At 68.2% G+C, this 15,221-nt stretch carries 7 protein-coding genes; 6 read left to right on the forward strand and 1 reads right to left on the reverse strand.

All coding sequences use genetic code 11. The annotated features are described in order from the left end of the window. Positions 1 to 191: 191 nt before the first annotated feature. Entirely contained in the window at positions 192 to 1,511 is a 1,320-nt protein-coding gene (locus QMZ26_RS01310) for a M20 family metallopeptidase (protein ID WP_283220315.1), read from the reverse strand. A gap of 185 nt (positions 1,512 to 1,696) precedes the next feature. Here QMZ26_RS01310 and QMZ26_RS01315 point away from each other — a divergent pair, with 185 nt between their 5' ends. From QMZ26_RS01315 to QMZ26_RS01340, 6 genes are all read left to right on the forward strand, one after another. Next, positions 1,697 to 2,938, forward strand: coding sequence for an efflux RND transporter periplasmic adaptor subunit (locus QMZ26_RS01315; RefSeq protein WP_283220316.1), 1,242 nt, complete (start codon positions 1,697 to 1,699; stop codon positions 2,936 to 2,938). A 74-nt stretch (positions 2,939 to 3,012) separates the two neighbouring features. Then, positions 3,013 to 6,246: an efflux RND transporter permease subunit gene (locus QMZ26_RS01320; RefSeq protein ID WP_079223830.1), complete on the forward strand. Its 3,234-nt coding sequence runs from the start codon at positions 3,013 to 3,015 to the stop codon at positions 6,244 to 6,246. Positions 6,247 to 6,277: 31 nt separating this feature from the next. Next, positions 6,278 to 9,400 (forward strand): efflux RND transporter permease subunit, encoded by a 3,123-nt coding sequence (locus tag QMZ26_RS01325; RefSeq protein WP_079223831.1) that lies wholly within the window; start codon positions 6,278 to 6,280, stop codon positions 9,398 to 9,400. 278 nt (positions 9,401 to 9,678) lie between these two features. Beyond that, positions 9,679 to 11,736 (forward strand): TonB-dependent receptor, encoded by a 2,058-nt coding sequence (locus QMZ26_RS01330; protein ID WP_283220317.1) that lies wholly within the window; start codon positions 9,679 to 9,681, stop codon positions 11,734 to 11,736. 202 nt (positions 11,737 to 11,938) lie between these two features. Next, positions 11,939 to 14,119 carry a YccS family putative transporter gene (yccS, locus tag QMZ26_RS01335; protein ID WP_079223835.1) on the forward strand — a complete coding sequence of 727 codons (2,181 nt, stop codon included), beginning with the start codon at positions 11,939 to 11,941 and terminating at the stop codon, positions 14,117 to 14,119. A gap of 272 nt (positions 14,120 to 14,391) precedes the next feature. After that, positions 14,392 to 15,186, forward strand: a complete 795-nt coding sequence (locus QMZ26_RS01340; RefSeq protein ID WP_283220318.1) for an SDR family oxidoreductase — start codon at positions 14,392 to 14,394, stop codon at positions 15,184 to 15,186. Positions 15,187 to 15,221: the final 35 nt, after the last annotated feature.

The raw sequence follows: 15,221 nt of genomic DNA on the forward strand, positions 1-15,221 counted from the left end.
AGCGGCCGGCACTACCGTGTCCGTCTGCCGGAAGGGCTGGCGCCCCTCCGGCAACACAGTTGCTACATGGACGTATTTACGGCGTCCCCCTCAACCGGACCCACCCCGCCATCCCACGGAAAGCCAGCTTTTGAAGTTGACGTTGACGTTGATCTGCAGCGGGTGCAGGGCTGCAAGCCCTGCCGGAACCCTTACCCCGCCGGGGTAGCAGCACCATTCAAGTAATCCAGGCTCACCTGCATCAGCGCGCGGAACCCGACGTCCAACGCCTTCTCATCCAACAGGAACTTCGGCGAGTGGTTCGCCGGCGCCGTCGCCGGGTCGATGCCCACGCTGGTCGAACCCACGAAGAAGAACATGCCCGGCACCTCCTTCGCGTACAGCGAGAAATCCTCCGCGCCCATCTGCAGCGGCGGCTCGTACACGTTGTCCTTGCCCACCACCGCCTGCAGGCTCGGCAGCATCTTCGCGGTCAGCGCCGGGTCGTTCACCGTGGCCGGGTTGCCCTCCGCTTCGTAGATGTCGGTCACCGCCTTGGCACCGTGCGCGGCCGCGGTGTGCTCGGCCACGTTGCGCAGGTCGGCGAAGATCTGCTGGCGTATGCCCTCGTCGAAGGTGCGGATGGTGCCGACCATCTCCACTTCATCCGGAATGATGTTGTAGCGGATGCCGCCGTTGATCGCGCCGAAGGTCAGTACCGCCGGCTGCTTGGACAGGTTGGCGCGGCGGCTGACGATGGTCTGCGCGGTACCGATCAGATCGGCGGTGGCCACGATCGGGTCCACGCCATTCCACGGTGCCGAACCATGGGTCTGGCGACCGACCACCTTGATGCCGAAACGATCCGACGCCGCCATCAGCGGGCCGCCGCGCACCGCGATCTGGCCCGCCTGCACGCTGGAGAACACATGCAGGCCGAACACCGCTTCCGGCTTGAAGTCGGCGAACAGGCCTTCCTTCAGCATCAGCGCCGCACCGCCCTCTTCCGGCGGCGGCGCGCCTTCCTCGGAGGGCTGGAAGATCAGCATCACCTGGCCGGGCAGGTCCTTCTTCATCGCCACCAGCGCCTGCGCCACACCCAGCAGGGTGGCGGTGTGTGCATCGTGGCCGCAGGCATGCATCACGCCCACGGTCTGCCCGCGGTACTGCGCGGTGGCCTTGGAGGCGAACGGCAGGCCGGTCTGTTCGGTCACCGGCAACGCATCCATGTCCGCGCGCAGGGCGATCTTCGGGCCGGGCTTGCCGCCTTCGATGATCGCCACCACGCCGTGGTGGGCGATGCCGGTCTTCGGCTTCAGGCCCATCGCGCGCAGGCGCTTGGCGACCTCGGCCGAGGTGCGCTCCTCGCGGTTGGACAGTTCCGGGTGCTGGTGGAAATCACGGCGCCACTCCACCACCTGGGCCTGCAGGCGCTGCGCGGCGGCAGTCACCTCCGGGCGCTCGGCCTGCTGGGCGTGGGCAAGGGCCGGCAGGGCCAGCAGCAGGGCGGACAGCAGCAGCGAACGGCGCATCGGGGTCTCCACGGAAGGGGTCTGCACCTGAATGTAGGCCAACACCGCCGCTACGGGAACCTCCTTCGCTGCGCCCGGTCTTAGCGCCCGTCCCATACGTCATGCAGGAAACGTAGCGGGCCACAGGTATGCTTTGCGCATTGCCACCCGGGGTCCGCCCCGACCAGCCCTCTTGGAGTCCTTGAATGTCACGTGTTTGGAAGATCGTGCTGCTGGTCGTGGCAGTGCTGGTGCTGGCGGTGGTGGGCGTGCGCGTCCTCGGTGGCGGCAAGGACAAGGCCGGTGGCCAGGCCGCAGGTGCGCGCCAGGGCGGTGAGGATCCCGATGCCGGCCCGGTGCCGGTGACCGTGGTCGATGCCACGCGCCAGGACGTGCCGGTGTATGCCAGCGCGCTGGGCACGGTGACCGCGATGAACACCGTGACGGTGAGCCCGCAGGTCGGCGGCCAGCTGATGAGCCTCAATTTCCGCGAGGGCCAGGAAGTGAAGCAGGGTGACCTGCTGGCACAGATCGACCCGCGCAGCGCCCAGGCCAGCTACGACCAGGCCGTGGCCGCCAAGCGCCAGAACGAGGCGCTGCTGGCTACCGCCCGCTCCAACTACCAGCGCTCCAACGCGCCGGAGTACCGCCAGTTCGTCGCCAAGACCGATCTGGATACACAGCGAAACCAAGTGTCACAGTACGAAAGCGCCGTGGCCGCCAACGAAGCCAGCGCGCGTGCCGCGCAGGTGCAGCTGCAGTACACCCGCATCACCGCGCCGATCTCGGGCATCGCCGGCATCCGCGCGGTCGACGCCGGCAACGTGGTCAGCGCCGGTACCGCACTGGTCACCCTCACCCAGATCCATCCGATCCACGTGCTGTTCAACCTGCCCGAGCGCCAGCTCGGCGACGTGCGCCAGGCACAGAACGCCGGTGCCGTGCCGGTGGCCGCGCTGGACCGCGCCGATTCGCACGTGCTGTCCGGTGACGGCAAGCTGGACGTGGTCGACAACCTGATCAGCGCCGACAGCGGCACCTTCAAGGCCCGCGCGATCTTCGACAACACCGACAACGGCCTGTGGCCGGGCCAGTTCGTCAACGTGCGCATGCAGCTGCGCACGATCGGCGGCGGCGTGGTCATCCCCACCCAGGCGGTGCTGCGTGGCCCGGACGGCGAGTACGTCTATGTCGTGCAGGGCGACAACACGGTGAAGATGCAGACCGTGCGCAGCGGCGTGGAAGTGGGCGACAGCCAGGTGCAGATCGCCGAAGGCCTGAAGGGCGGCGAGCGCGTGGTCAGCGAAGGCCAGTTCCGCCTGAAGCCGGGCAGCAAGGTGACCGCGCTGAAGCCGGGCGAGACGCCGGCGGCACCGACCGAGGCCGAACTGAAGGCCGCCGAACAGAAGAGTGGCGGCAGTGCCCGTCGTGGTGGTGGCCCGCGCTGAGCGCAGGCCACCCTTTCCTTTCGCGCCGGCCTTGTAGCCGGCGCTGCCATTGAAGCGCCAGCAAGGATCAGTCCGTGGGCTTTTCGACGATCTTCATCCGCCGTCCCATCGCTACCTCGCTGTTGATGGCGGGCCTGTTGCTGCTGGGCATCCTCGGTTACCGCAAGCTGCCGGTGTCGGCGCTGCCGGAAATCGATGCGCCCAGCCTGGTGGTCACCACCCAGTACCCGGGTGCCAACGCGACCACCATGGCCTCGCTGGTGACCACGCCGCTGGAGCGCCAGTTCGGGCAGATCTCCGGGCTGGAACTGATGACCTCCGATTCCTCGGCGGGGTTGTCGACGATCATCCTGCAGTTCTCGATGGACCGCGACATCGACATCGCCGCACAGGACGTGCAGGCGGCGATCCGCCAGGCCACCCTGCCCTCCTCGCTGCCCTACCAGCCGGTCTACAACCGGGTGAACCCGGCCGATGCGGCCATCGTCACCCTCAAGCTGACCTCGGACACGCGCCCGCTGCGTGACGTCAACAACTACGCCGACTCGATCCTCGCCCAGCGCCTGTCGCAGGTGCAGGGCGTGGGCCTGGTGTCGATCGCCGGCAACGTGCGCCCGGCCGTGCGCATCCAGGTCAACCCGGCACAGCTGTCGAACATGGGCCTGACCATGGAGGAGCTGCGCAGCGCGCTCACCCAGGCCAACGTCAATGCGCCGAAGGGTTCGTTGAACGGCAAGACCCAGTCCTACAGCATCGGCACCAACGACCAGCTGGCCAGCGCCGCCGAGTACCGCGACACCATCATCAGCTACAAGAACGGCCGCCCGGTGCGGCTGTCCGACGTGGCCGACGTGATCGACGGCGTGGAGAACGACCAGCTCGCCGCCTGGGCCGATGGCAAGCCGGCCGTGCTGCTGGAAGTGCGCCGCCAGCCGGGCGCCAACATCGTGCAGACCGTCGAGCGCATCCGCGCGATCCTGCCGCAGCTGCAGGGCGTGCTGCCGGCCGACGTGCACCTGGAAATCTTCAACGACCGCACCGAGACCATCCGCGCCTCGGTGCACGAAGTGCAGTTCACCCTGATCCTCACCATCGGCCTGGTGGTGGCGGTCATCTTCGTGTTCCTTCGCCGGTTCTGGGCCACCATCATTCCCTCGGTGGCGGTGCCGCTGTCGCTGGCCGGCACCTTCGCGGTGATGGCCTTCACCGGCATGTCGCTGGACAACCTTTCGCTGATGGCGCTGGTGGTGGCCACCGGCTTCGTGGTCGACGATGCGATCGTGATGATCGAGAACATCGTCCGCTACATCGAGCAGGGCAAGAGTGGCAAGGAAGCGGCCGAGATCGGCGCGCGCCAGATCGGCTTCACCGTGCTGTCGCTGACCGTCTCGCTGGTGGCGGTGTTCCTGCCGCTGCTGCTGATGCCCGGCGTCACCGGCCGCCTGTTCCACGAGTTCGCCTGGGTGCTGAGCATCGCCGTCGTGCTGTCGATGCTGATCTCGCTGACGCTGACCCCGATGATGTGCGCCTACCTGCTCAAGCCCGATGCCCTGCCCGAGGGCGAGGACGCGCATGAGCGCGCGGCGGCGGCCGGAAAGCAGAACCTGTGGACGCGCACCGTGGGCCTGTACGAGCGCAGCCTGGACTGGGTGCTGGGCCACCAGCGCCTGACCCTGGCCGTGGCCGGCGCCGCACTGGTGCTCACCGTGCTGCTGTACGTGCTGATTCCCAAGGGCCTGCTGCCCGAACAGGACACCGGCCTGATCACCGGCGTGGTCCAGGCCGACCAGAACATCGCCTTCCCGCAGATGGAGCAGCGCACCAGGCAGGTGGCCGAAGCACTGCGCCAGGATCCGGACGTGACCGGCGTGTCGGCCTTCATCGGTGCCGGCAGCATGAACCCCACGCTCAACCAGGGCCAGCTGTCGATCGTGCTGAAGGAACGCGGCGAGCGTGACGGCCTGGATGAGATCCTGCCGCGCCTGCAGAAGGCCGTGGCCGGCATCCCCGGCGTGGCGCTGTACCTCAAGCCCGTGCAGGACGTGACCCTGGATACCCGCGTGGCCGCCACTGAGTACCAGTACTCGCTGTCGGACGTGGATTCGGCCACCGTGGCCACCCAGGCCACGCGCCTGACCGAGGCGCTGCGCAAGCGCCCGGAACTGGCCGACGTGGACAACAACCTGTCCAACCAGGGCCGCGCCCTGGAACTGAACATCGACCGCGACAAGGCCAGCGTGCTGGGCGTGCCGATGCAGACCATCGATGACACGCTCTACGATGCGTTCGGCCAGCGCCAGATCTCGACCATCTTCACCGAGCTCAACCAGTACCGCGTCGTGCTGGAAGTCGCGCCGGAGTTCCGCACCAGCACCGCGCTGATGGAACAGCTGGCCGTGGCCTCCAACGGTGCAGGCGCCCTCACCGGCACCAACGCCACCAGCTTCGGCCAGGTCACCTCGTCCAACTCGTCCACTGCCACCGGCATCGGCGCGCAGAACACCGGCATCACCGTCGGTGCGGGCAACATCATCCCGCTGTCGGCGCTGGCCGAAGGCAAGGTCACCAGCGCGCCGCTGGTGGTCAGCCACCAGCAGCAGCTGCCGGCAGTGACGGTGTCCTTCAACATCGCCCCGGGCTATTCGCTGTCCGATGCGGTCAAGGCCATCCAGGAAACCAAGGACAGCCTGGACATGCCGGCCCACCTGCATGCCGAGTTCATCGGCAAGGCCGCCGAATTCACCGGCAGCCAGACCGACGTGGTGTGGCTGCTGCTGGCCTCGCTGGTGGTCATCTACATCGTGCTGGGCGTGCTGTACGAAAGCTACATCCACCCCATCACGATCATCTCCACCCTGCCGCCGGCCGGCGTCGGCGCGCTGCTGGCGCTGATGGTGTGCGGGCTGAGCCTGTCGGTGGATGGCATCGTCGGCATCGTGCTGCTCATCGGCATCGTCAAGAAGAACGGCATCATGATGGTGGACTTCGCCATCGAAGCGCGCCGTGCGGGTGCCAACGCGCACGAAGCGATCCGCCGCGCCTGCCTGCTGCGCTTCCGCCCGATCATGATGACCACCGCTGCGGCCATGCTCGGTGCGCTGCCGCTGGCGCTGGGCACCGGCATCGGTTCGGAGCTGCGCCGCCCGCTGGGCATCGCCATCGTCGGCGGCCTGCTGCTCTCGCAGCTGGTCACCCTGTACACCACGCCGGTGATCTACCTGTACATGGAACGCTTCTCCGAGTGGCTGGCCCGCCGCCGCGAGCAGCGCGCCCTGCGTGACGGCACGCTGCAGGAGCCGCAGGCATGATCCACGCCCCGCTGCTGCGGGGGGCCGCACGATGAACCTGTCCGGCCCCTTCATCCGCCGCCCGATCGGCACTGCCCTGCTGGCCATCGGCTTGTTCATGATCGGCCTGATCTGCTACCTGCGGCTGGGCGTGTCGGCACTGCCGAACATCCAGATCCCGGTGATCTTCGTGCACGCCAGCCAGGCCGGTGCGGATGCGGCGACGATGGCCTCCACGGTGACCGCGCCGCTGGAACGCCACCTCGGCCAGCTGCCGGGCATCGACCGCATGCGCTCGTCGAGCTCGGAAGGCAGCTCGCTGGTCTTCATGATCTTCCAGACCGACCGCGACATCGATTCGGCCGCGCTGGACGTGCAGACCGCGATCAACTCGGCACAGGCCGACCTGCCCTCGGGGCTGGGTTCGCCCATGTACCAGAAGGCGAACCCGAACGACGATCCGGTCATCGCCATCGCCCTGACCTCGCAGACGCAGTCGGCCGACGAGCTGTACAACGTCGCCGATTCGCTGCTGGCCCAGCGCATCCGCCAGATCAGCGGCGTGGCCTCGGTGGACATCGCCGGTGCCTCGACGCCGGCCGTGCGCGTGGACGTCAACCTGCGCCTGATGAACGCCCTCGGCCTGACCGCCGACGATCTGCGCAATGCCGTGCGTGCGGCCAACGTGACCTCGCCCACCGGCTTCCTCAGCGACGGCAACACCACCACGGCGATCATCGCCAACGATTCGGTGGCGCGCGCCGCCGATTTCGCCGAGCTGGTGGTCAAGACCCAGGGCGATGGCCGGGTGATCCGCCTGAAGGACATCGCCAACGTCTACGACGGCCAGCAGGATGCCTACCAGGCCGCGTGGTTCAACCACAAACCGGCCGTGGTGATGTACGTGTTCACCCGTGCCGGCGCCAACATCGTCGAAACCGTGGACCGGGTGAAGGCGCAGATTCCCGCGCTGCGCGATTACCTGCAGCCCGGCACCACCATGACGCCGTACTTCGACCGTACGCCGACCATCCGTTCGTCGCTGCATGAAGTGCAGATCACCCTGCTGATCAGCCTGGCCATGGTGGTGCTGACCATGGCGCTGTTCCTGCGCCGGCTGGCGCCCACGCTGATCGCCGCAGTGACCGTGCCGCTGTCGCTGGCCGGTGCCGCGCTGGTGATGTACGCGCTCGGTTTCACCCTCAACAACCTGAGCCTGCTGGCCCTGGTCATCGCGATCGGCTTCGTGGTGGACGATGCCATCGTGGTGATCGAAAACATCATGCGCCACCTCGACGAGGGCATGCCGCGCCTGCAGGCCGCCTTCACCGGCGCGCGCGAGATCGGCTTCACCATCGTCTCCATCACCGCCTCGCTGGTGGCGGTGTTCATCCCGCTGCTGTTTGCCAGCGGCATGATGGGCGCGTTCTTCCGCGAGTTCACCGTCACCCTGGTGGCGGCCATCGTGGTCTCGATGATCGTCTCGCTGACCCTGACCCCGGCGCTGTGCAGCCGCTTCCTGAGCGCGCATGACCACACCGCCGCACCGTCGCGCTTCGGCCGCTGGCTCGATGCCGGGCACGACCGCATGCTGCGCATCTACACGGTGTTCCTGGACTTCTCGCTGCGCCATGCACTGCTGCTTTCGCTCACCCCGCTGATCCTGATCGGCGTCACCATCTTCCTGTTCGGTGCAGTGAAGAAGGGCGCGTTCCCGCCGCAGGACACCGGCCTGATCTGGGGCCGCGCCAATTCCAGCGCCACCGTTTCCTTCGAGGACATGGTGGCCCGCCAGCGCCGCATCACCGACATGCTGATGGCCGACCCGGCGGTGAAGACCGTGGGCGTGCGCCTGGGCAGTGGCCGCCAGGGTTCCAGCGCGCAGTTCAACGTCGAGCTGAAGTCGCGCAAGGAAGGCCGCCGCGAGACCACCGCCCATGCGCTGGCCCGCCTGAGCGCCAAGGCCGACCGCTACCCCGACCTGCAGCTGCGCCTGCGCGCGATCCAGGACCTCCCCAGCAACGATGGCGGCGGCAACAGCCAGGGCGCGCAGTACCGCATCTCGCTGCAGGGCAATGACCTGGCCGCGCTGCAGGAATGGCTGCCCAAGCTGCAGGCAGCGTTGAAGAAGAACCCGAAGCTGCGCGATGTCGGCACCGACGTCGACAACGCCGGCCTGCGCCAGAACATCGAGATCGACCGGGCCAAGGCCGCGCGCCTGGGCATCTCGGTGGGTGCCATCGATGGCGCGCTGTACGGGGCCTTCGGCCAGCGCCAGATCTCCACGATCTACTCGGACATCAACCAGTACAGCGTGGTGGTCAACGCGCTGCCGTCGCAGACCGCCACGCCGGCGGCGCTGGACGAGGTGTACGTGAAGGCGCGCAGCGGCGAGATGGTGCCGATCACCGCGGTGGCCCGCCAGGCACCGGGGCTGGCGCCGTCGCAGATCACCCATGAAAACCAGTACACGACGATGGACCTGAGCTACAACCTCGCACCGGGCGTCAGTGCCGGCGAGGCCAAGGCGATCATCGACGCGACGGTGGCCGGCATGCGCATGCCGGGCGACATCCGCCTGGCCGACGATGCGGGCTTCGGTTTCAATTCCGACCCCAGCGACATGCTGATCCTGGTGATGGCGGCGATCCTGACCGTGTACCTGGTGCTGGGCATGCTGTACGAGAGCCTGATCCACCCGGTGACGATCCTGTCCACCCTGCCGGCGGCCGGCGTGGGCGCGCTGCTGGCGCTGTTCGGCACCAACACCGAACTGTCGGTCATTTCGATGATCGCGCTCGTGCTGCTGATCGGCATCGTCAAGAAGAACGCGATCATGATGATCGACTTCGCCCTGGTGGCGCAGCGCGAGCATGGCCTGGCGCCACGCGAGGCGGCGCGCGAGGCCAGCATCGTGCGCTTCCGCCCGATCATGATGACCACCATGGTGGCGATCCTGGCGGCGGTGCCGCTGGCGATCGGCCTCGGCGAGGGCTCGGAGCTGCGCCGTCCGCTGGGTATCGCGATGATCGGCGGCCTGCTGTTCTCGCAGAGCCTGACGCTGCTGAGCACCCCGGCGCTGTACGTGATCTTCTCGTGCCTGGCCGAACGCTGGCGGGCACGCCGCGCGCGCAAGCGCGAAGCAAAGCTGCTCAAGCGCGCGCAGCGGGCATGATGGGAGGTGCCGGCCAGCGGCCGGCACTACCGCGGAAGGCCATCCACGCATGGCGTGGATCTACTGGTAGAGCCGGCCGCTGGCCGGCTGCCTGGCCCTCCGGGTTTGACGCGCCGTAACGAAAAGAGAACAATTCGCATCCAGCCACGGTCCTGCGCCGCCTCCCCCAGCGACGCCCCGCTGCCGCTTGCCGGCACGCCTGCGTGATCCCAGCCATCGACCCCTTCCCTTCCGCCACCGCGGACGGTCGCGTGCTGTCCGCCGAGGATCCCCCACCGATGCTGCCCACCCGTTCCCCCCGCCTGGCCGTGCTGGCCATGGCCCTGTCTGCCGCCTGTGCCGCCCACGCCGAAGCCCCGGCCGACACCCGCAGTGCCACCGACCTGGATGCGATCAAGGTCACCGCCGAACGCACCCATACCGAAGCCGGCGCCCTCGGTGACCGCGCCCTGCGCGACACCCCGTTCGCGATCACTGCGGTCGGCCGCGAGCAGATCGAGCAGCGCCAGGTCGTCTCGCTGGGCGAAGTCTTCCTGTTCGACCCGTCGGTCACCACCCAGGTCAGCGCCTACGCCAGCGGCTGGAGCTCGCCGATCCGCAACCGCGGCATCGACCTCAACTTCGACAGCTACCGCGTCAACGGCCTGCAGGTGTCCTCGTGGGGTACCGAATGGCCGCTGGAAGTGATGGAGCAGGTGGACCTGCTGAAGGGTCCCGGTGGCTTCCTGTACGGCTTCGGCGCACCCGGCGGCATCGTCAACTACATCACCAAGAAGCCGACCGACACCACCACCTTCAGCGCCCAGCTCGGCTGGCGCGAACAGGGCATCGCCAGCGGCGGCGTGGATGTCGGCGGCCGCTTCGGCAACGAGCAGATGTTCGGCTACCGCTTCAATGCGTACCAGGAAAAGGGCGAGACCTTCAACGGCGGCCATGTCGACCGCAAGGTCGGCGCGCTGTCGCTGGATGCGCGCCTGAGCGATGCGCTCACCTGGACCTTCGACGGCGTGTTCCAGTCGCGCGACCTGAGCGAGGAATCGCCGCAGTACTACTTCATCGGCCTGACCTCGCTGCCGCGCCCGATCGCCGGTGACGTCGACAACAGCGTGCCCGGCACCTACTACGACACCCGCTCCAGCCTGCTGTCGACCGCCCTCAACTGGCAGATCAACAGCGACTGGAAGGCCAGCCTGAGCTACGGCGTCACCACCTCGTGGAATGACGTCAACAAGATCTTCGCCTACATCGACGATGTGAACGGCGACTACGACGTGAACGTGTACGAGCTGGGCGGCAAGAGCGAGTGGAAGCTGGCCCAGGCGCTGGTGCAGGGCAGCTTCCGCACCGGCCCGCTGCAGCACCAGCTGGTGGCCGGCGTCAGCCACCAGACCGGGCTGGGCTGGGACCGTCCCTACGAGTGGAGCAACATCGGCCGCGCCAACCTCTACCAGCGTTCGGCCATCCGCCACGACGCGGTGGGCTCGCGCGTACTCAGCCGCGGCGATGAAACCGTGCAGCAGGCGGTCTTCGCCAGCGACACCATCGATGTCGGCGGCGGCTGGTCGGTGCTGGCCGGCTGGCGCTACAACGACTTCGAAACCAAGGGCAGCTACCACACCTACCCGGTCACCCCGACCTACGCGGTGATGTACAAGCCCAGCGATGCGGTGACCCTGTACGCCAGCTACATCGAATCGCTGGAAGCCGGCAGCCGCGTCGGCAGCACCTACATCAATGCCGGCGATGTGCTGGACCCGACCATCAGCAAGCAGTACGAGATCGGCGCCAAGGTGGAAGCACCACGCTGGAACGCGAACATGGCGGCGTTCCGGCTGGAACGCGGGGCCAACATCGACCTGCTGACCAGCGCCGGCAAGTTCCTGGTGCAGGACGGCATCACCCTGTATGAAGGCGTGGAAGCCAGCGCCGACCTGCACCTGAGCGACGCGCTGACCGTCGGCGGCGGCGTGACCTGGCTGGACCCGACCTACGACAAGCTGTCCCCGGCCAGTGCATCGCAGGAAGGCAACCGCACCGCCGGCGCGGCCCGCTGGAGCGGCGTGCTGCACGCCAACTACCAGTTGCCGTGGGTGGACGGGCTGGAAGCCTATGCGGCCGTGCGCTACTACGGCGATGTCTGGTACGACGCCGACAACACCCTGAAGCTGCCCGACTACACCCTGGTCAACGCCGGCGTCGGCTACCGCCTGCTCGCCTCGGGCCATCCGGTCACCCTGCGCGCCAGCGTGGAGAACCTGGGCAACCGCAGGTACTGGTCGAACGCGGGCGTCGGCCTGCCGCGCACCTTCGCCGTGAGCGTGCGCTGGGAGATGTAACCCAGCTCCCCGCCCAAGGTGGGTGCGGACCGCCCAAGGTGGGTGCGGACCGTTGGTCCGCACATCGGCTGATCCGGTGGGTGCGGACCGTTGGTCCGCACATCGGCTGATCCGGTGGGTGCGGACCGTTGGTCCGCACATCGCTCCCCCCATTTCACGCGCGCACCGCAATAATGGGGGGCATCCCGCCCCCCGAGCCTGCATGTCCACCCGCGAATCCCGCTTCAGCCGCCTGTGGGCACACGAAAAGGCCAGCTACGGCCTGCGCGTCTTCATCGCCCTGACCACGGCGCTGGGCGTGTGCTGGCACCTGGACGCGCTGCCGGCCCTGCCCGGAGTGTTCCTCGGCATCATCGCCAGTGCCATCGCCGAGACCGATGACAACTGGTGGGGCCGCACCAAGGCCGTGCTGCTGTCGCTGCTGTGCTTCTGCATCGCCGCCGCCTCGGTCATCTGGCTGTTCCCGCTGCCGTGGGTGTTCATCGGCGCGCTGGCGCTGTCCACGTTCTGCCTGACCCTGCTGGGCGCGCTGGGCGAACGCTACGCGTCCATCGCCCAGGCCACGGTGACCCTGGCCATCTACACCATGATCGGCCTGGAGCAGCACGGCGGCGCCGGCGACCTGCCGCGCGCCATGGAGGCGGCCAGCCACCTGCTGATCGGCGCGGTCTGGTACGGCCTGCTGTCGATCCTGTGGACGGCGCTGTTCGCCAACCGGCCCGTGCGCGAACGGGTCGCCCGCCTGTACGTGGAACTGGGCCGCTACCTGCAGCTCAAGGCCACGTTGTTCGAACCAGTGCGCGAAGCCGACCTGCAGCGCCGCCAGCTGGACCTGGCCGAACAGAACCGCCGCGTGGTCGGCGCGCTCAATGAAGCGAAGGCCGCGATCCTGGCCCGCTTCGGCCGCTCCGGTCGGCCCGGCGTCAATTCCGGCCTGTACCTGCGCCTGTACTACATGGCGCAGGATTTCCACGAACGCGCCAGTTCCTCGCACTACCCCTATGGCGCGCTGGTCGATGCGTTCTTCCACAGCGACGTGCTGTACCGCTGCCAGCGATTGCTTGACCTGCAGGGCCAGGCCTGTGCGCGCCTGGGCGAAGCCATCCGCCTGCGCCGCCCGTTCGTGTACGGCGAAAGCAACCAGCAGGCCGGCCGCGACCTGGCCGATGCGCTGGCCTACCTGCGCGACCAGCAGCGCCCGCAGTGGCAGCGCCTGCTCGGTTCGCTGGACCTGCTGGTGCACAACCTGCGCAGCATCGAACGCCGCCTGCTTGATGCCGAACGTTCCGAAGCCAGCCTGGACAACGTCGATACGCGCCTGCGCGACAGCAATCCACATACCCTGCGCGAGATGGGCGTGCGCATCCGCCAGCAGCTCACGCCGGGCTCGGTGCTGTTCCGCCACGGCCTGCGCATGGCCGTGGCACTGGTTGCCGGCTTCCTCGCCATCCGCCTGTTCGACGCGCAGCACGGTTCGTGGGTGCTGCTGACCATCGTCTTCGTGTGCCGGCCCAACTTCGGCGCCACCCGCCAGCGCCTGGCCCAGCGCGTGGTCGGCACCCTGGCCGGCCTGGTGCTGACCTGGGCGCTGCTGCAGCTGTTCCCGCAGCTGCACGTGCAGCTGCTGATCGCCCTGCTGTCGGCGCTGCTGTTCTTCTACAACCGCACCGATCGCTACCTGGTGGCCTCGGCGGCGATCACGGTGATGGCGCTGACCTGCTTCAACCTGATCGGCGACGGCTTCGTGCTGATCGTCCCGCGCATGGTCGACACGGTGCTGGGCTGTGCCATCGCCGCTGCCGCTGCGTTCCTGATCCTGCCCGACTGGCAGGGGCGGCAGCTGCACCTGGTGCTGGCACGGGTACTGGATACCGCCTCGCGCTACCTCGATTCGGTGCTGGGCCAGTACCGCAGCGGCATGCGCGATGACCTGGCCTACCGCATCGCCCGCCGCGACATGCACAACGCCGACGCGGCCCTGTCCACGGCGCTGTCGAACATGCTGCGCGAGCCCGGCCACGTGCGCCGCAACCTCGATGCCGGCTTCCACTTCCTGGCCCTGTCCAACACCCTGCTTGGCCACCTGTCCGCGCTGGGCGCGCACCGCGACCAGGTGGACAGCTACGCCGGCGATCCACTGGCCCTGGCCGCCGGTGACCGGGTGCGCAAGGCCCTGCAGCAGCTGGCCACCGCACTGACCGCACGGCAGCCTGTCAGCGAGGAGGACAACGATGCCGACCGTGCCGTGGCCGCCGAGCTGGAACAGATCGAAGAGGCGATGCCGCCGAAGCTGCAGTTGATCCGCACGCAGATGGCGCTGGTGCTGCGGCTGCTGCCGAAGGTGCGCGCGGCGGCGAACCAGGCGGTCACCACCCTGACCTGATGGGACGTGCGGACCAACGGTCCGCACCTACCAGGGCGGTTTCGTGCGGACCAACGGTCCGCACCTACCGGGGCGGTTTCGTGCGGACCAACGGTCCGCACCTACCGGGGCGGTTTCCATGCGGACCAACGGTCCGCACCTACCGGGGCGGTTTCATGCGGAGCAACGGTCCGCACCTGCCAATGCCGCACCATTGTGTTGCAGCTGGCGCTGCGTGCCGATCACAGCGTCGGGTGGATACTGGCCAATCTCCCCCTTGCTGGATGTTCCCCATGAAGATCGAACTGGGCGGCCGCACCGCGCTGGTCACCGCTTCCACCGCAGGCATCGGTCTGGCCATCGCCGAAGGCCTGGCCGCCGCCGGCGCTACGGTGGTCATCAACGGCCGCAGCGCCGACAGCACCGAGCGCGCCCGCCAGCGCCTGCTGGCCGCCGTGCCCGGTACCGAGGTGATCGGCGTGGCCGCCGACCTCTCCGATGCGGCCGGCGTGGACACCCTGCTGGCCGGCCTGCCGAAGATCGACATCCTGGTCAACAATGCCGGCATCTTCGGCCCGCAGGATTTCTTCGACACCGACGACGCCACCTGGGAACGCTACTGGCAGACCAACGTGATGTCCGGCGTGCGCCTGGCCCGCGCCCTGCTGCCGTCCATGGTCGATGCCGGCTGGGGCCGGGTGCTGTTCATTTCCTCCGAATCGGCACGCAACATCCCGGCCGACATGATCCATTACGGGGTCAGCAAGACTGCCCAGCTGTCGTTGTCGCGCGGCCTGGCCAAGCGCGTGGCCGGCAGCGGCGTCACCGTCAACGCGGTGCTGCCCGGCCCGACCTTGTCCGACGGCTTCGCGGCGATGTTCGAGGAAGAACGCGCACGCAGCGGCAAGCCGCTGGAGCAGATCGGCCGTGAATTCGTCATGGCCCACCGCCCGGCGTCGGTGATCCAGCGCGCGGCCACCGTCGAGGAAGTGGCCAACATGGTGGTCTACCTGGCGTCGGCGCAGGCCTCGGCCACGTCCGGCGCTGCCCTGCGCGTGGATGGGGGCGTGGTCGACGATATCGTGTAAGCGTTGGTGGGGGGGCGAGGTGTGCGGACCAACGG

The organism is Stenotrophomonas sp. PFBMAA-4, assembly GCF_030053215.1.
Taxonomy (GTDB): domain Bacteria; phylum Pseudomonadota; class Gammaproteobacteria; order Xanthomonadales; family Xanthomonadaceae; genus Stenotrophomonas.

Bases quoted from the DNA above. Each gene is read 5' to 3' on its own strand.
- QMZ26_RS01310 (WP_283220315.1), bottom strand. From the start codon at position 1,511: ATGCGCCGTTCGCTGCTGCTGTCCGCCCTGCTGCTGGCCCTGCCGGCC.
- QMZ26_RS01315 (WP_283220316.1), top strand. From the start codon at position 1,697: ATGTCACGTGTTTGGAAGATCGTGCTGCTGGTCGTGGCAGTGCTGGTG.
- QMZ26_RS01325 (WP_079223831.1), top strand. From the start codon at position 6,278: ATGAACCTGTCCGGCCCCTTCATCCGCCGCCCGATCGGCACTGCCCTG.
- QMZ26_RS01330 (WP_283220317.1), top strand. From the start codon at position 9,679: ATGCTGCCCACCCGTTCCCCCCGCCTGGCCGTGCTGGCCATGGCCCTG.
- yccS (WP_079223835.1), top strand. From the start codon at position 11,939: ATGTCCACCCGCGAATCCCGCTTCAGCCGCCTGTGGGCACACGAAAAG.
- QMZ26_RS01340 (WP_283220318.1), top strand. From the start codon at position 14,392: ATGAAGATCGAACTGGGCGGCCGCACCGCGCTGGTCACCGCTTCCACC.